12 protein-coding genes are annotated in these 18,190 nt (G+C 45.3%); all 12 read right to left on the reverse strand.

From position 1 onward, the window contains the following. Window positions 1–17: 17 nt before the first annotated feature. Window positions 18–7,478 carry an RHS repeat domain-containing protein gene (locus tag AC5ELV_RS13450; protein ID WP_493430609.1) on the reverse strand — a complete coding sequence of 2,487 codons (7,461 nt, stop codon included), beginning with the start codon at window positions 7,476–7,478 and terminating at the stop codon, window positions 18–20. A 31-nt stretch (window positions 7,479–7,509) separates the two neighbouring features. Next, window positions 7,510–7,983 carry a DUF4280 domain-containing protein gene (locus AC5ELV_RS13455; protein WP_342426851.1) on the reverse strand — a complete coding sequence of 158 codons (474 nt, stop codon included), beginning with the start codon at window positions 7,981–7,983 and terminating at the stop codon, window positions 7,510–7,512. A 5-nt stretch (window positions 7,984–7,988) separates the two neighbouring features. Further along, window positions 7,989–8,522: a hypothetical protein gene (locus AC5ELV_RS13460; protein ID WP_342426852.1), complete on the reverse strand. Its 534-nt coding sequence runs from the start codon at window positions 8,520–8,522 to the stop codon at window positions 7,989–7,991. A gap of 48 nt (window positions 8,523–8,570) precedes the next feature. Continuing rightward, window positions 8,571–9,710: a pentapeptide repeat-containing protein gene (locus tag AC5ELV_RS13465; protein WP_493430610.1), complete on the reverse strand. Its 1,140-nt coding sequence runs from the start codon at window positions 9,708–9,710 to the stop codon at window positions 8,571–8,573. A gap of 43 nt (window positions 9,711–9,753) precedes the next feature. Further along, window positions 9,754–11,247, reverse strand: a complete 1,494-nt coding sequence (locus tag AC5ELV_RS13470; protein WP_493430611.1) for a phage baseplate assembly protein V — start codon at window positions 11,245–11,247, stop codon at window positions 9,754–9,756. Continuing rightward, a complete protein-coding gene (locus AC5ELV_RS13475; RefSeq protein ID WP_342426855.1) occupies window positions 11,244–11,870 on the reverse strand; it encodes a hypothetical protein in 627 nt (208 codons plus the stop codon). Before AC5ELV_RS13475 ends, AC5ELV_RS13470 begins: the two co-directional genes overlap by 4 nt. A gap of 25 nt (window positions 11,871–11,895) precedes the next feature. Further along, window positions 11,896–12,672, reverse strand: a complete 777-nt coding sequence (locus tag AC5ELV_RS13480) for a DNA and RNA helicase (protein WP_493430612.1) — start codon at window positions 12,670–12,672, stop codon at window positions 11,896–11,898. Between the two features lie 18 nt (window positions 12,673–12,690). After that, window positions 12,691–12,843: a hypothetical protein gene (locus AC5ELV_RS13485; RefSeq protein WP_493430613.1), complete on the reverse strand. Its 153-nt coding sequence runs from the start codon at window positions 12,841–12,843 to the stop codon at window positions 12,691–12,693. A gap of 60 nt (window positions 12,844–12,903) precedes the next feature. Continuing rightward, complete coding sequence (locus tag AC5ELV_RS13490) at window positions 12,904–13,416, reverse strand: RDD family protein (protein WP_493430710.1); 513 nt, start codon at window positions 13,414–13,416, stop codon at window positions 12,904–12,906. Between the two features lie 62 nt (window positions 13,417–13,478). Then, on the reverse strand, window positions 13,479–16,130 hold the full coding sequence (locus AC5ELV_RS13495) for an Hsp70 family protein (protein WP_493430614.1): 2,652 nt from the start codon (window positions 16,128–16,130) through the stop codon (window positions 13,479–13,481). Window positions 16,131–16,161: 31 nt separating this feature from the next. Beyond that, a complete protein-coding gene (locus AC5ELV_RS13500) occupies window positions 16,162–16,851 on the reverse strand; it encodes an iron-dependent peroxidase (protein WP_103049362.1) in 690 nt (229 codons plus the stop codon). Then, complete coding sequence (locus AC5ELV_RS13505; RefSeq protein ID WP_493430615.1) at window positions 16,848–18,167, reverse strand: normocyte-binding protein; 1,320 nt, start codon at window positions 18,165–18,167, stop codon at window positions 16,848–16,850. Before AC5ELV_RS13505 ends, AC5ELV_RS13500 begins: the two co-directional genes overlap by 4 nt. Window positions 18,168–18,190: the final 23 nt, after the last annotated feature.

Consider the following 18,190-nt stretch of genomic DNA (forward strand, 5'->3'; position numbering starts at 1 on the left):
TTTGCTCCTTTCAATTACTACTCCGGAAGTGTGACTATGTCTATTATTTCGAGATTTTTAGGGCCAGGAGTTATCGGAATACTTCTACCCGGCATCTCAAATTTTTGACCGCGTTGTCTTATTGGAGCCTCTGTCAAACGATTTAATATGGCTTTATCCGGTATTATTTCTTTTGTTTTAGTTGGTTTTATACCAGCCATACTCAATACAGTGAGGGTTCTATTGCTCTCAGCAACCTTTTTCCCCGTTTTTGGATCAATAAAGTATTTGACTTCAAATTGGTCCGAATGCAATACTCCTGTTCTTAAATCTTCAGCAACATCCGCAAGCTTTCTGCCCACAATATATTCTGGGGCCCCACTATTCATATTGAAAGTGTCAGATACACGCTTTTGTCCGAAAAGTATTTCATTTGAAGAGTCCTTACCTTCATAAACATTCCCTTTTTCACCACAGTCCTTCATGTACCCGCTCGGGTCCACGTAGTGGATCGGGTTGTTCCCCACATACGCATAGAGATTCAATCCATCTCCGCGATACGTATCTTCCTGCGTAAAGCGGGCAATGGCCGGATTGTAGAAACGCGCTCGCAGATAATACTGCTGCGTTACAGTGTCCCACGCCTCTCCCGCATAGCGGAAGCGGTTCTCGATCTGCTCTGCCATCGACAGTGTATTCCCGAACGCATCGTATGCGTAGCTGTTCTGTACCCTGCCCTTACGGTCGGTCAGATGCAGGACATCCCCGTGTGTGTTATTTACATAATAAGACGGATTCCCTACATCGTCCACCCGGGCCAACCACTCATGTCCGCGCACAAATGAGGCCTGGACTCGGGCTTCCTCATCCAGCTCGTTCACCATATACCAGCCGTCATACACAAATCGACGATGCGTGCCATTCTCTTCTACGCCATTACGAAGTCCTTCCGGATCATATAGATGACGGATATAGCTGCCATCCGACTTCTCTGCCTTCACCGTTCGGTTAAAGGCATCGTAGGCATATGAGATACTTTCCTGTCCGCTTCGCTCTCGCAGCAGGTTCCCTTGCGCATCATATTCGTAACGCGTCTGCTGCCCTCGCGATCCCGCTTCTTGATTCGAACCTTCACCCAGCGCCTCTTCCAAAACCGACAGCAGACGGTTCCGTGAATCGTACGTATAGCCCGCTTTGTGGTCGTTCCACATCCGACTTAACCGATTCCCCACCGCATCATAGGATAAACGTTCCGTCCCCCATCCCGGGTATTCGGCTTCCACCAGTTGCCCTATGGCGTCGTAGCGATACTTCGTTCGTTTTCCGTTTTCGTCCCGGGCGATCTGGTGACCGTTGTTATCATATTCATAACGGTGCTGTAGAAGCGGACTTCCGTCCGGCGATTGCGCTTGCAGCTTCGAGACATTTCCATCCGTACCATAGTCATATGCCATCTCAATGCCGTTACCATATAGAATGGAAGCCACACGGTTGCCGTGTACGTATCCATACTTCGCCAGCAGTTCTTGATCCTGTCGGATTTCGGAGACACGCCCAACCAAATCATACCGATATTCGGTTGTTCTGCCTCCGGCATCGGTCTGAGCCGTCATTTGACCTTCCGCATCATATTCATAAGCCAGTATTTTACGGCCTGACCCACGATCTTCTGCCGCGTTGTTATTCATCAGGCTGGCAAACGCTGCGCTCATATTTCCACTGCTGCTGCTCATATATTTGCCCGTCAGCAAACCATCTTCATTGTACGTATAATCATATCGCGTATGCTCGTTTGCCGCTGTTTGCAGCAGGCCGTCTTCCCGGTACATATAGGATTCTTCCATGCCACTCGACATCTCACGCCGCTTGATCAACTGGTCATTGAAGTTATACGCATACTCTATGACCTTGCCGTTACGGTCCGTTTGGCGGGCCAAGCGGCCTTCGGTGTCATACTGATACAGCATCTTCTGCTGGCCCGGATCTTGTATAGCAGACAGCTTGCCCAAGCTGTTGTAGTCATACTGCGTCGTTTGACCGTTTCCGTCCGTCGAGCTGACGATATTCCCCGCATAGTCGTAGCGGTAATGCTCCGTGCTACCGTCTGCTTTGCGGAGGGCCGTGATCTTGCCCCAGCCGTCTACGGTATGGTGGGTCAGATGGCCTTCACCATCTCGAATGCCAGTAATGTTACCTGCCGCATCGTATATATATTCTTGCTTTACGATGCCTTGTCCTGCCATCGCTGGTGCCAGCACTTGCTTCACTCGGCCACCAAGGGTGTACGTGTATTCTACTCCAACGCCGCCCTCCATTTTGCTGACCAGTTCACCAAACTCATTATATCGGCTACGTTCCATGATCTGACCATACGGATCAGCCACTTCAATTAACCGGTTCAGGCGGTCATAGGTGAAGGTTATCCCCGGTCCATCATCAGTAGCCGGATCATACTGATTCGGCGTGACTTGTTTCACAATATTCCCCATCTTGTCATAGAACAGACGGGTCGTACCCCCGCGTTTTCCGATCATGCGGATACGCCGGTTCATCGGATCATACGTATAGGTTACCTTGCTGCCATTCGTATCCGTCTCTTCGATCACGTTACCCGTGCGGTCGTATTTCAAATAGACGCTGCTGGTCCGGGCGTCTTTACCCTCCCGGCGGCTGATCTGAACCATTCGATCCACTGCATCATAGCTGATCTGGGTTTGATACCCTTCCGGGGTCACGATCTCGACCACATTGCCGTTACGGTCATATCCGTAAGATGTAACGGCATTCACCAAGCCCGGTACACGATCAGTCAGATCATTAGCATTTAATACTTCTACACGCCGTTGCAACCATCCGATTTTGTTATATTCGTAGCGGATGAACCGATCCTTTTGCTCGTTCAGTTTCTGTCTTTCCGACGTTTTCTGGTTCAGACCATCGTACGTATAGCGAATTTCCGCTCCAGTATCATCCGCAATGACGATCACCCGGTTATTCCGGTCATAGCTGTAACGAACACTTTGATAGTTCTCCGCATAACACGTTTCGCTGACATACTCCTGAGTCCGCTTCTCTTCCAGCAGGTTTCCGGCTGGGTCATAGCGGTACAAGGTCAGGCGATACTGAATGGTACCCGCGCTGACAGCTTCTACTACGTTTTCTTCCCCGGCTTCTTCCACAGGCTCACGCTTTTCAATTAACCAACCTGCCGTATTGTATACATAAAGCGTGCCGAAACGTTTACTGTCGTTTGTTCCACTAACATAACCCTTGGCATCTATTGCTTTTATTATACGTCCTGCATGATCATACACGAATCGGCGACTGACATGACCTTCTGCATCGGTGATCTGAACCAAACGATTCATGACATCATATGCATACTCGGTGCCAGGTCCATCATCCATAATCGGATCATAATATTCTGGTAAGATCATTTTGATCATATTTCCGTTCGCATCGTATTTCATGCGAGCGATGCCACCATCTGGATACCTTACCTTGATCCTGCGTCCCCGATGATCATACTCATACTCCGTGCCGGGTCCATCATCTTCAACATGGTTATAGTAATTCGGTTCAATCTCTTTTAAAATGTTACCGTTAATGTCATACCGAGTACGGGATACGTTCTGAACCAGATCCGTCATCCGAACCAGACGATCCATCGCATCGTAACGATATTCGATGCCTTTGCCATTGTCTATACGGGCGACATAATCGTTAGGGAGCACTTTTTTGACCAAATTGCCCATCTTATCATAGAACATTAATGTAGTGTTGCCTTCAGAATCTACGATGCGTGTACGCTTATTCAAATGATTGTATTCAAACTCTACCGTGCCGTAAGCCGTGGTAATGCTCATCATTCGCGCAGCATCATCAAATGTATATAGGTATTTATTACCTTCCGCATCTTGCACCTGAGTCGGTGCATCCGTATGATCTGTTCCGTACGAATAAACCGTGGTGTGACCGAGTGCATCCATGCTGCTCAATATCCGTCCTTGCGGATCATACATATAAGAAATGATCGCATGCGTTCCATCCGCAATACTGGTCTTCTCTTCGATTAGCCTTCCCACGGCATCATACGTGAACCATTTCTCTGTTACTCCGTTAACAGCAATCTGAGTCAGATTTTGATCCTGGTCGTATTGACGCTCAGTACGAGTTCCGTCTGGACGGATTTCTTCCGCAAGATTACCAAAGATATTATATGCCCATTTTGTGGTGTGACCCATAGTATCCGTATGACTTGATTTATTTTGATACACATCGTACGTAAAAGACTCACGAGTTCCATCACTGTAGATCGTATCCGTCACCAGATCATCAGCATTGTATTCAAAATTCTCGACGACTCCTGTGGCATGATACGTAAAAGTACTTCTCCGTTTCGCATCATCGTATTCAATATCCGTAACCTGATCGTCCGCGTCCCACTGCCTAATGACCCGACCATGATGGTCATATTGATTTCGGACATACCTATGTCCATTCTGGTCCGTGATCGCCTCAATTCTTCCCTCAGCATCATAAGCATATGACGTCACACCCGCATTCGGATACGTTACACGAGTCAGAAAATCCTCTTCATATTCGTACTTCACTGTTCTGCCTATATTATCAGTGATGCTATAAAGTTTGCCACCTGAATAGGTGAAGGTGATCTCCTTACCACCCGGGGTCGTTAACTTGCACAATCCTTCCACATCGTATTCCAGCAACGTTTCATTGTTAGAGCGGTCCTTGATTTTCAGTAGTCTTCCATACTGATCATAGATATAAGTTCGACGCTCTTTATCGGTTAAGCGATACTCTTTGGTAACAGAATCCTCCGAGAGGTTATAATCCTGTTTTCCTCCGATCTCATTAATCCACTGACCGTCTTGCTCAATAAAATGTTCATAATGTCCATCCGTGCATATGACCAGGATATGATCTTCCACCCGTCGAATGGAGCTCTCATAGGTAAAGGTAAAGCCACGCCCTGTGCTGCCTGTCATGGAGTTGGTGGAAGTATAACTTCGGACCATCTCAATCTGACCAATATCCTGAACCACCATATCTGTAGCCGTAAAATAAAATCTACCTTTCACTACATCAATCGGATCTCCGCGTGTAACAAGATTCCCTATACTGGATATTAGAGACTTTTGTAAGTTTTCTATCGTTAGCGACTCTTTGACATTCCCATGCTTTCGGTAATCATCCGCCATAGAACCTGTCATATCGCCTACCACAGAGGATAGATAAGAGCTAATCTTGTTATTACCTGCAAAAGAAAATGCTCCTCCTACAACGCTTCGAGTCAAGTTAGATTTAAGATCTGTTTGTCCGGTATTCATCACGTCTTGAACCGTTCCGGCTGCAACTCCACTTGCTACTAGACGTGAATATATATTTAGAGCACCTGTACCGCATTTTACTCCTGTCATAAATTTTCCGGCGACAGTTGCACTGATAAATCCATTACTAAAGCTGTTCATATAGTGTCCAATGAGCGTCTCGCCTGGATGGGCATTAGGATCAAATATAGCCGTAATGCCTGTATTAATTCCTCCACCTATGGAAGGAACAATGAGAGCACTTGCACCTCCAGTGAGAAACGCTACTCCGGCCACCGAAACCGTTACGGCCCCATATTTAACCACATCATATAACTCTTGATTTCCTCCCAGAACGGTATCTCGCATGAAGTTATACGATTGAGAGAGATCACCTACTCTCGCTTTGGCGATATCCTGCTGTCCCTCACTAGACTCACTGGCAGCGACTACCATCGTTGTAGCTCCTGCAGCGAGTGTGACACTGGCAGCAGCCACAACTAAAGGAGCGGCTGCACCCGCTGTTAAAACAGTTACCGCAACACCCACAGCCACTGCTCCAATAATCATGGCTATTTTTCCAAAGCCTACTTTTTGCTTGCCTGCCTCCAACTTATTCACGAGGGCTTGACGTTTAGCTGCCGCATTATTATTTACCTGTTCCATCACCTGCTTATCCTGAGCAATTAGAGCACTATCATCGTATTGTACTGCTGGTGCTTTACCTGGTTCTCCCTCATAATATATCGTGGCGGCTTGAGCGTTTGTCGTGTCTTCAATCCAGATCACCTGTTCAGGATTTACTCCTTCAACCGGGCTACGGGAGATTGCAACGAGTTCGCCAGCTGTCAATTGAATTTGTTTTGGAGCTGGCAATTCACCAACAAGATTAATTTTAAAATCCGTGGCAGCCTTAACACACATATCCGTATCGGAGAGGATTTCTACCTTTCCGTCACCTGTAAGCTGGAACTTAATGCTTTCCTGACTATTAGCCGCAAATACAATATCCTGCCCAGTTAGCTTCATTTCTTTATCTGAGTCATTGGTTAATGACTTGATAACAGGATCGGAAGATTTCTGACTATATTTGCTTTGTTCAGCCCCTCTTCGAACGGAGCTTACCGCAATAGCTCCTGTTTCCAAAGCTGTTGGGAAATGAAGCTTGACTGGAGAGCCTGACTTAGGCATCATGTAGGCACTTTGATTGTCCATACCTGTGGAATAGGGGAACCAGCAAGTACCTGCATCGTCATTTGTGGCGTCAATATCCAAATGCAGTTTGATTTGATTACGGGATATCTGTGTGATCCGCCCCTCCAAAGAAAGCCCTTGTATAGCAGTATTCATTATTTTATTGGTTTTGATCGTACTTCGCGAAGTTAAGGTATATGTATATAGCAGTTCCCCTTTGACAACAGATGCTGCTACTTCACATACAACATACGGTTTATGTTGAAAATCAACTTGTGCTCCCAGCCTTAATGCCACTCTGCTCTCCACACTAAACAAAGTATGATTAGCCTCGTATCCCATTTGAGTTGTTGATCCAAACCGACTTTGCATCGTATAAGAGTCATTTTCCAACTTACCAGTTTCCTGCCCCTCTGGTATGCCCAGTAAAAGAGACGGAGTTTCTTCGGACATAACAGAGATCACAACAGTATTTAAATGAGAGGCCATACGCTTGATGAATTGCCAATCCGTCTCTTCATATTGTAGTAGTAACTGCCCTGTCTCAATATTCCCTATTGTTTCATCTGAACAATGTGCTCCAGGGTAATCTTCCAATAGGTTATCTACAATTTGCCCGTACGTTTTTTGCTTGTTTTGAAACGATCGCTTCTTCCACTCCAAATCCATCTGGTACGTGAATGATACAGCTTCAATCTCTAAAAAATGAACTCCCTGCACATACTTTACGGCTGCTCGCTTGATCATCCCTTTAAATAGTGGATTTTCCTTTTCGGCATTTATCGGGTGAGCTTTAAAAAGTGAAACCTTATCATCAACATTCATTTTCTGTAGGCTTTCACTTTGAGTATCAGGAATAATCGCTTTAAAACGAAGAACTGCATGTTCATTCATTTTATGCAGTAAATTTATTTCTTCAATCCTCTGAATGTCATAAGGAAAATCCAGTATTAACCCCGCATAAAAGGTTTCCATAACGACTTACCTCCTCTCTTCATTGGCTTTCTTATTTGCGCTGTCCATTATCAATAATGGAAATATTCCCACCAAACAAGCAGGAGTTACAGCAACCGCTTAACATCGCATCCGCCGGACCCACTTTGACATCCTCTTTTCCAAAATCCCAAGGCCTTACTACTTTAGGAGTACACATAGCCACACATTCTGGTGGAGGAAGCTGCTCGAGAGGAATATCTTCTTCTTTCATAAATAATGATTTAAACCAGCCAACATCCTGTTTAGGGGCCTTGACGGCTTCTTCCACCTTTTTCATTTCAGCTTGTACTGCCGGGTTACTGAGACTCTTGCACACTCCAAAGGGACGAACATTTTGCTCAGGAAAAAAGTCATGAATATTCAGTTGAGGCTGTTCATGTATGTATTCCCCATGACTCGCAGGCACGATGATTCTCGCTGGTCTTGATCCCTGGTCACAAAATGCAAAGGCACCGTGCACTACAAAACTCTGGTCTCCACTCATAGCGACTACCTCCCATTGTAAGTTTCTACCTTTTCTATTTTCATGCCAAACAAATCCCTCCTTAGTATGCTTTCGGTTATGTCCAGGTTGATCACAAGCATCATCTCATCAATACCTTTAATGCGAAAAGCAGCATGTCTACGTGTCTTCTCCGAATCAATAACAATATGTTGTATTCTTCCTGCCTTATCAAAAACAGTTTGATCTGATAAACAGTCCAATCTGTCAACAAGCATCAACCAGTAGGTGCTCTGGGTTTCCATTTTTATATTTGTTAATACAGCACACTTAAAAATCACATGTTCGTCATGCATAGAGATCACTTTTTTTAGCGTGTCGGATACGAGTAGTACTGGACGTTCAATGAAATCCGGACAAACACGGTTTTCATCACCATTTACGAATACAACCGTCAGGTCTTTAATCGAGTCTGCTTGATCCGTTGTTACCTCCAACGTAGAGTTGGCGGCTATTAGTCCTTCGAATGTGATCAGATGATCCTCAAGACTTTTATCCTGTGAAATGATAAAGTACTCCATATTTCCCTCCTTGACACACCCATTCATTGTCTAGTAATAGTGCGAACATCAGTCATTAGAAAATACTTGTATGCCGTCAAGCTGCTGATCATTTAACTTTAACAATTGAATATCTTTCAGATAGAACGATGCACCTTCCAGATTGGCCTGGGAAAAATCCGTCTGTTTTAACAAAGCCCCTCTAAAATTAGCACCCCTCAAGTCCGCTCCCTTGAAACTCGCATCTTCTAAATTGGCTTCAGCAAAGTTCGTTTCCATAAACGGGGGAATATGAAATTCCTTTTCTGTGGGCACAACAAAACTTCCCTGAACCTCTTCTAGTTGAGCTTTACATAAATTGGCCCCTCTAAAATCCGCACCATGGATTAAGCTGTAATCCAAGCTGGTCTCTTGTAGATTAGCACTACGGAAATCTGCACCGATGAGAGGACACCCTACCAAATAACTCCCTACCAATGAAGTTTTAGAAAAATGGCTGTAGCATAAGTTAACTAACTTGAAATACATGTGACTGAGGTCTACATTCTTAAAACTTTCGTGTGCATATTGATCATTTTCATTAGGGTCCAGCCTGCTTCTAACTTCAGCACTTTGCTGTTCTTTTGAGTCAAATTTATACACAAGCTCATTAAAATCCTTATACTCACCCACACGAATATACACCTCGCTGTCCTTGCCTAACGCTAAAAACTCATCTGTCTCTACTGCATCTTTCATGACATGTCTTATCAAGTTAGCCATGTAGTTTACATAAAACGATGCTTCTTTTCTTTTTATTTGAGATATATCTGCAGAATAAACTTTATTGACATACTTTTTACTATCTTGTGTAAGCTGACGTTCAAAGATATCCAGAAATTTAAATACCCAGTTTGCATCAAATTCCTTCGCGCATTCTACCGAGTCCATATAGCCTTGATGATCATAAAAATATATCCGACAGCGTGCATCATGATTAATCACGCGATGTCTGAAAAAAGTAAAATGTATATGTTGAATCTTTCCTTTATCACATTTCTTCTGCAGGTTCAGAGCTTGTATACAACTATCCTTAAAAACAGAAAGAATTTGCCTCGCAAGTTCATCACGATTATTTATCAAGTATTCATGTAAGGCTGTAATCTGCTCTATACGATATTTCAGGACACTATTTTCTCTTAAATGCAATAAAGCTTCCTGACGTTTCATCGTTTATATTGACCTCCCTTGCTAGTTCAGTCTGACAAGAAAATTAGTTCGTGAATACTTCGGTACCTGCAAGCTTAGTATTTCCCGACTGATCCAGAGTGATCTTTCCACCCTTATCACTTCCAATTACAATTTCATCTGTCGCGGTCATCATCAATGTCTTTTCAGCTCTAATTTTTACGTTTTCTTTAGAGTGCAGTGATACTTCTTTTTGCCCGATGATTGTAACTGCACCACTAGCCTCCAGCTTCACAAGCGCCTGTCCCCCGTTAGCTGAAATCTCCACATGATCTGGCGTGAGCTTAACTTCCATCCCTGCTGGATTTCGGAAATATCGTACATTTGGATCAGACATTCGATCGCCTGAAGAATCGCTACTTGCCCCCGATGTACTTCCTCCCACACCGGAAGTGCTTCCGCGCTGGGCAGAATCCTCCGAGTACGAATTGACTGAACTGAGGGCAAAAGCCGCATCTTCCCATTGGCTCGGTAAATTCACTCGTACGCTGTCTCCCTTTTCCGGCATACAATACCAACCACTTCCGTCCTCTGAGGCATACACTGTTGAATATGGAAACCAGTAGGCAGTTCCTTCATCCTGATGATTATCAATTTCTAAGTGCACTTTTACTGTATCCCGTTTGATCGCCAGTACCCTTCCCCCTATGGAAGCACCACGTATCCGTTCGTTATAAGGTTTGGCACGATTAATGCCTAAGCGACTTGCCACCGTATAGCGGTGAACGAGCAGTCCCTTTTCCATCGTTGATATACTTTTCTGGATAAAATATGGCCTATCTTGAAAACGAATAGCATCGCCCAGGTTAAATATTTTATATGTTTCAATCTCGTAATACACAAAATCCGTCTCATGAATGTCTGTCTGATAGTTTTTGGAATGCACCAAATATTCTGACAAATTCTTTTTGACGGTATAATTAAAGTTTTCCAGGCGTTCAGTTGCTTCATCATCAGGAATGCCAAAGAATGTTTTTATGCTTTTAAATTTGCCCACTGGCATTAGCACCGTGTTCACACGGGCAGCCATCCGTTTTAAAAAGGTCCAGTCTGTTTCGTGATATTGAAGAACAAAATTTCCAATACTCTCATCACGGTCAGCGGAATATTTAACATCATAATCGTCATATCCCCTACCAACTTCTTTAACCAGACGTGAATAGGTAACTGATGCATTCTGATAGGATCTGGTTTTAATTTGCATATCCAATAAATAAGAGTAGGTATAGGCCTCCACTTTAAGGTAATACACATCAAGCACTTTCTGAATTTCCATTATGCTAATTAATCCGCAAAACAGCTCTTTCCGTCCACCGCCATCCAAAACCTGGTATACTTCCACTGGTGCCTGAGCTTGAATGGAGTGAACATAGTTATCCTTTTGTTCTTCGGTGATCGTACCGGTAAAGGAAAGCTTGCCGTGTTCATTCACTTGATGAATAATTTTCAACTCTTTTAACTTCACCTGCTCAAAAGGACTTATTTTGACGTTGTCATAAGCAAGAATAGACGTACTCATTTGCTGTCCACCTCCAGTGATGAAATCATACCTTCGGTAATCCACTTCCATAAGTTTCGTTGCCGATCACTACCGTTCACATTAATAATGAGCTGATGGTTGCCTTTTTCTACAAAGCATAAATAATTGAACACGACTCCATTAGCCACGTTATTGGTGAACAGACAATAATGAGGCTCAAATAGGCCATGATTAACCGTATCATCCTCGATCCAACTGATCGGCATCTCCATTGCATGAAATTGTTGAAGCATAGAATCCTTCATATGCTTCATAGAAAATTTTTCTTTTACCTCTATCCAATTAAAAATAACGTTAATTTCATGTTCTTCATTGCTAAAAACCATATGCTCATCAGTTTCAAGAGTGCAGACAAAGAAATCTGTTGGAAAGTTTATACTTAAACCTGTCTGCATTACTTTCAACCTTGCAAATTCCAATTGAAGGGCAGCATTGTCTAAGCTCCCTCTCTTTACTTCTTTAATGATATCTTCAGCCTTCCACTTCTCCTCTTCCTTGTGCTCTATATCATTCATTGCAGAATCAATAGAAGGTTCATTCAGAATCTGTAGGTTCCGTTGCTCTTTTTCCAGCTTAGCAATTTCTTCATCCAAATATTTCATAATGCACACTCCTCTACCTGATTTTCTAATCCACAATCATCCGTCCGGCTCCGCCGCCCTGCCAACGTCCTGCTGTTCGTTTTCCACGTCCGGCGCCTTCTAGAATAAGAACTAGCTGTCTATGCAACTGAGCATGAGAATAATCTCTGTATTCCGCACCATTCCGGTTTGCGATGTAATGCTGAATGGACTCCCTATCTACAGCTTCTGAGTTCAGGCATATGAGGGCAAACATACAATCCATCGGATCGGATGTGCCACTTTTAAGTAGCTCGGATGCAAAGTAGCGCATCGTTTCCGGGCGCAATGTACTCTGCTTCAAACTCGCAAAAGGAGCATAAATATCGCTCCATGTATTGAATTCAGTAGCAATGTCAGCAAAATCCTGATAATCCGAGCGTAGCACGGCTCCATCTTTGAGCTTGAATCGGCCCAACTCCATCTCATCCAGACCGATCTCTGCCTCATCCTCCAGCACGATATCTGCATGATGGGCGGTGAAATCCGGGCGATCTGTTTGCTCCAAAAAGAGCAGCTTCAACACCGACAGTTGCCCCGTGGCCGCATACGGCACTTCCTGCTCCTGCTCCAGCAGATATAGCCTGCCCTTGTGCTTCACGATGCCTCTACCAATGGTCAGCGTGGTCTCACCGACAGTTACGTTCATTCCGGTAATAATGCCATCTGAAAAATCCTGATACTGGATATCCAGAAAACTGCGAGGGTAGTCTCGCAGGTTCTCAAGCATTTCGGTTTTAAGAATACGGCCTTTTTCAAACTTCGGAACGATATGCGTTAACATGGTGCTCCCCTCCTTTCTCTATTCTTCTTTATTTAGGGGAACAGATAGCCGATTCACACCGGGTGCAGGAGGTGGGACAGGAACTGTATCATCGATAGGTTGAGCTTTACTTACTCCAAGTAATCCAGTAAATAGGCGAAAATTCTTTTCTAAAAATCTGCGTATATCCATCGTGCTCCCCCTGATTGAAAACTACGGTTCATAATAATCTTAGAATCTATTTATCTACCTTTACATCCCGGTTCCGCGTTCAGCCTGCTTACGAAGGATATAATTCAGCTCACGTTTGTCCACAACATAGGTACGGGCAATTAGATCGTGGAGAGCCTGTTTTTTAGCCGTAAAGGCTGCCATGATAAAACCGATCCACAAAATGATACTCGATAAAATTTTACTCCAGTAGCGGGCACTCGCACGTCCAAAGCTCAGCTTTTGGTTAAATTCATCTACTACAACGATACCAAGAGCCAGCTTGCCCACCGTAGCTCTGCATTTGGACGATTCCATGATCGCAAAATACAGCCATGAAGCCCCCAAATTCATCAGAGTTTGCCCCAATAATTGCATGGTGAAAATAGCAGTCGGCCCGTCTGTCAGCATAGAGGTTTCTGCCGGAGATGGCGCCCAGTTCCCAAAAAGCTGAATTACACCCCAGATCAATCCAATAATCATAAATACAAATCCTAAAATAAGGCTATCAATGATATAAGCCAAAGTTCGTTTCCAAAAACCTGCATACAGCACGTTATCCCCTCCAAGCGTTGTGTACTTTTCTGATTTCTGCATTTTGCGAAACTCTTAATTTACTATTTCGTGCCGTCAAAGAAATCCAGCTCGGAGAGATCATTTTCGAAGGCAAAAAAGCGTTTGGGTCCCAGATGTAGCAATTCATCTCGACGGGTAATCGGGACTACATAAAAGCCCCAGCGGCTATCCCCGACAAAAACAAAATATTTCGTTTCCCCATTACGGATGGAGTCCGTATCATCCTGCGGGATATCCCGCCCGTACAGTACGGCAATTTCCTCATACGGCATGGGTTCAAAAGCTTCTGGCCGACTACGGTACACATGACGCTGACGCAGCTTGCCGCCGTCGGCCGTCAGGAAGAACTCCACTTCAGCCGCATGAGACGGCCGAGAAATAGAACCGCGCACCCGGTTGCTCTCCAAACTCGCAATCAGCTCCTTTTCGCGCCCCGTATGCGTCCATGCGCTGACCGTGTACGGTATAGCCGGAATATGATTGGTAATGACAGGCTCAATCGTGCCCATTTTTTTAGCGTTCAGGTAACGGATAGCCCCGCGCAGACAGGCCATTTTCAACTCAGGTACCCGGCTGAGGTCCTCTGCCTTTTGACGGAACTCAATACTGCGCCCCGGTACAAATTCCTTGAGTGCTTCGCGAAATACGTCAATCCGGCAGGACTGCCCGGTTAGCTTGATAATCGAATAATCCTGCAAGCGCCCCTCCTGATAAAAATCATCCAGAAACTTGCGCACAATATTGTAGATGTCTGCCTTAAGAAGCTGCTGTATCTCCCGAATGTTAAACACCACATCAGGCAAACCATATTCATCACGGAACCGTCCGTTCTCGATGACTGAAACCAGCCAACGGTCCATCACTGCAATGTTCAGGTCGCTTTCAGCAGATAATACCTGCTCGGATTCAAAGCGGCTACGCAAGATTCCCGTACGTAGAAAAAACTCCTTTTTCATATTTTCTGCCGCGCTCCACAACAGATGAAAATTACTCAGTACCCGCTGATATTCATCCCGTGTAGCATGCTCATACTGTTTGAACGCGGTAGGCAAGATGGCCTCTGCCTCTCGGTAGCGTTCCTCCAGTCCCGCATATACAGCATCTACACCAAACTCATCCACATGACGGTACAAATCTCCCGAAGGAATGCCGATCAGGGCATCAATATCGGTGTCAGGCAAACGAGTCTCGGCAGCATAATAACCTGCAAATACAATTTTCATAAACTGCATAATCCGATACGTCAGATTGTTTCCACCAAAATTGGTATCCCCATTTTCATACGTTGTGTGAATATCCAGCTTGTAAGCAATACGTCCGTCCTCAATTCGGAATCGGCAGGAAGACAAATCTGTCGTGCCTCCACCACAATCAATGACAAGTGCCTGATACTCCTCACCGTCCGCAAAAGTCCCTCGTTCCATCTGGTCTGCCAGCGTGTTGTACAGCACAGCCAGCCCTTCGTCCAGCGCATCCTCCGCTTCAATCCGGTAATCAGGTAAAATATCGCTAAACATCTCTATAAACTGGGATTGCAACTTGACGGGAGCAGAAAAGTGCAGGTTGCGGAACCGACACTTAAATTGCTGCTCGGCTGTAGCAATCACATAACGGATAAAAGCAGCTAAAATATCGCTGCGGGAAGCAGTTGCTGTATTCCCCTCGGAATCCATTAATTCCTCAATTCGCTTATAATCGTTGACCCACCGCTTGATCCCCCGCAATACTGTTGCACGGCTGCCTGCCACGTCAGATCCACGTAGTGCATCCTCCCCAAATCCATAAAGGATATGTTCCGGATTGGAGCAGTCTGCGACGCGAATAGCAGTCGGCAATACTTCGATCCAGTCACCCTCTGCCCCTTCAGGGCCGGGGAATGACACATAATTGATGGCGTTCAGCCTTACTGTGCTGCTCATACCTGTATCAGGAGCCGTAACGTAGGAACTATCCAAATAAGCACCTGCTGTGGTGTTCGAGGTGCCAAAATCAATCGCAAGCACCGCATCTGTTGTTTCCGTGCCCCGAATGATCAGCTCTGCCACAGGAACCCGGTGACCTTGAAGCTTCAGCGGCAGCATGGGCTTATCTCCATAGTAGAGGTTATAAAAATATTCTGATTCCTGTCTTCGCAGAAACAGCAGACTATAACTATGATTGGACGTCTCTCGCAGCTCAGCATCACGATGACGAGAAAGATAATATACGCCTGTTCGTGCCTCATCCTTCACCAAATTCAAAACACCGCACAGTTCTCCTGTTGCATTCACCAGCAGCACATTAGATGAGCTCAGCCAAGGCAAATCGGATTCAATCCGGTAGCTGTCCATGCGACCTGTGCGTACACCCTGATACAGCGTGATTTTGGCGGGAACCCGGATACCGCTGCTCTCCTGCCGACGGTCGTTCCAGTTTCGCTGTAGTGCCGATTCCATGCGTTCAAAGCCGCCAGGATTCGGCCTTGTGATGAGTAAATGCTCTTCCGCGCTCCGAAATCGCAAAATCACGTGAATCAACTCTTCACGTGCCAGACGATTGGCAAAGCCCTCGACCAGTCGTTCCTTATCGCATATTCCGCGTAACTGAAAGGTCGTCATTTGCTCCAATTCCGCCCGCGTGTATTTCGCCGTGAAGCGTATGCTTTTTCGATCGGTGAGCGGGTCTAGCAACCTGTATGTATAGGGTCCGTTCATCGTTCACATGTCCTTTCTTAGCCATTTAGCCTTAATAGAGGGCGATAGCGTCTATTTTCATCGTAGGATCTTCCTCTAAAATGCCGAAATGACTTGTCCAATACAATTCCGTCGTAAAACGTGCCGGAAGAAACAAATCCAGAATCAAATCCACTTTAATCCGTGACAATGGCGTTTCCTCTTGGCCGATATAGATGAGTAATTCGTCTTTTTCCTCACAATTGGTGTAAATGATTGAGCGATGAAAGACGCGTCGCATCGTTTCTTTTAGCAGATGTACGGCTTCTCCCGTCTCATACAGGCGCAGCAATCCTTCAGCAATCGCGTCCTGATCCTCACGGTTTAATTGTCCAAAGCCTTCCTTTACCTTCGGGCCAAAAATGCCCTCTGCAATATCACGCCGAACAAACTGGATATGGTACTCCCGCCGATTCATCCCTTGATACAAGTCCATTTCCGCCAGAAAATGCATCATAATATCAAATAGCGATTCTCTCAGCTCCAGATACTCTTCAGCATCCGGTGGAAACAGATCCCGAAAAATAGAATAAAAGCGGTAGTACGGATTGATTTCCACTACCTGCTCCAAATGGGAAGTATTCAACTCTGCCAGACTAAGCTCCATATACGGAGAGTAGCTGACAGCGGGTACGAAGCGGAATTTATCTACATCCAGCCCCTGTTCCCTCGCGCGCATGAGCAAATCCCAGACGTAATTCACACCCATTCTCCTTCACACTTGTACTCTGGAAAATACATCTGCACTTCTGATACCAGAAAGCTCATTAAATCGGATAAAATATAAGCAGGCGCGGTGGGCAAAACATCGTCAGAACTACGTCTGAACCCCAAACGCATGATCTGCTTGCCTTCCTCTGTCCGCACGTTATCGCTGACAAACGGATTTAACGGATACGTCTGGGTTTTGGTTACAAGGTTGCTTACATCATTTCTCCCTGCACCTCCCCAAATGTCCACACGTTCCAGCTCCAGCCCCTGCGCTGCTTCAAACGAGTTTACGATGCGCATGATTTCCACCTTGGCACGGACAATCACGGCCTGTTTTCCTGCATAGCGGCCCAAAAAACTGTCCTGTCGCCGATTGGACAATAACGGATAAGTCTGACGACTAAGTCTCGTTGTAACAGGCTTCGTAACCTTCAACACATTCCATTCGCCAGACTTATCACGTGGTGTGACAATCGTCAGTTCCTCTTCTGTACGTTTGATATACCGGATATCGCCTTCAGTCCCGTCAATCAAGTAACCATGCTCAGGACCTGTTTTTCGCAAAGGCAGCACATGCTCATAATTCACGCGATCCATAGCGGGTATAGGAAAGCCGCTGTTCTTTAGAGATAGCCTTTCAATGTTCCAAAGCGGAAAAACGTCACCCTTCTTAAAAACGTCGAATTCCTCCAATGAAATTGTAATTTCATGAATTTCTTCATGGGCGGCCGGCTCGCCGTCTCCACCAATCAATACACAGTCCACAAACTTATAAGCGTACGGGTGATTAATTGTTTTCCACGGCATGCCATTTTGCATAAACGTGTGATATAACTGCTCAATTTCTAAAATATAAGAACGGTTATGCTCCAGACGAAAACGAATCGGATAATTGCCGGTTTCCGTGACCAACATTCCTGAGAAAATTCGCTTGCTGCGCACCAGCGCTGAGATTCGTTCGGTCTCCATCTCAAGGAAAAGCGTAAACAACGGCATCGCTCCGCCTTCACGTACCACCTCTGCCACACGGCTGATGTCCATCTGCTTTTCCTCCGTATCAGACGGTAACACAGGATATAAAAATTCATGAATCGGGTCATAATCCTCACGCGATGTCAATGACACGTACACATCAATCTTTTCTTCCGTATTCTCAATTTCCTCAAATACCCGCCGTTCTAGCTGGCGGGTCATTTCTTCCTGATATTCGACGAGGTTCATAAATACCCCCGCCATCATATTTTTCAGTAAACGTCTCTGCTCTAAATCGTCCATCTTGCTCAAACGGTCCTGTACCAGCTCTTTCACGACGTCTCACTCCTTTCCGGCTC

This window comes from Paenibacillus sp. NMA1017, assembly GCF_058895805.1.

Excerpts from the sequence above, each read along its gene's own strand:
- AC5ELV_RS13450 (WP_493430609.1), bottom strand. The coding sequence starts at position 7,478 with ATGGAAACCTTTTATGCGGGGTTAATACTGGATTTTCCTTATGACATT.
- AC5ELV_RS13455 (WP_342426851.1), bottom strand. The coding sequence starts at position 7,983 with ATGAGTGGAGACCAGAGTTTTGTAGTGCACGGTGCCTTTGCATTTTGT.
- AC5ELV_RS13460 (WP_342426852.1), bottom strand. The coding sequence starts at position 8,522 with ATGGAGTACTTTATCATTTCACAGGATAAAAGTCTTGAGGATCATCTG.
- AC5ELV_RS13465 (WP_493430610.1), bottom strand. The coding sequence starts at position 9,710 with ATGAAACGTCAGGAAGCTTTATTGCATTTAAGAGAAAATAGTGTCCTG.
- AC5ELV_RS13470 (WP_493430611.1), bottom strand. The coding sequence starts at position 11,247 with ATGAGTACGTCTATTCTTGCTTATGACAACGTCAAAATAAGTCCTTTT.
- AC5ELV_RS13475 (WP_342426855.1), bottom strand. The coding sequence starts at position 11,870 with ATGAAATATTTGGATGAAGAAATTGCTAAGCTGGAAAAAGAGCAACGG.
- AC5ELV_RS13480 (WP_493430612.1), bottom strand. The coding sequence starts at position 12,672 with ATGTTAACGCATATCGTTCCGAAGTTTGAAAAAGGCCGTATTCTTAAA.
- AC5ELV_RS13485 (WP_493430613.1), bottom strand. The coding sequence starts at position 12,843 with ATGGATATACGCAGATTTTTAGAAAAGAATTTTCGCCTATTTACTGGA.
- AC5ELV_RS13495 (WP_493430614.1), bottom strand. The coding sequence starts at position 16,130 with ATGAACGGACCCTATACATACAGGTTGCTAGACCCGCTCACCGATCGA.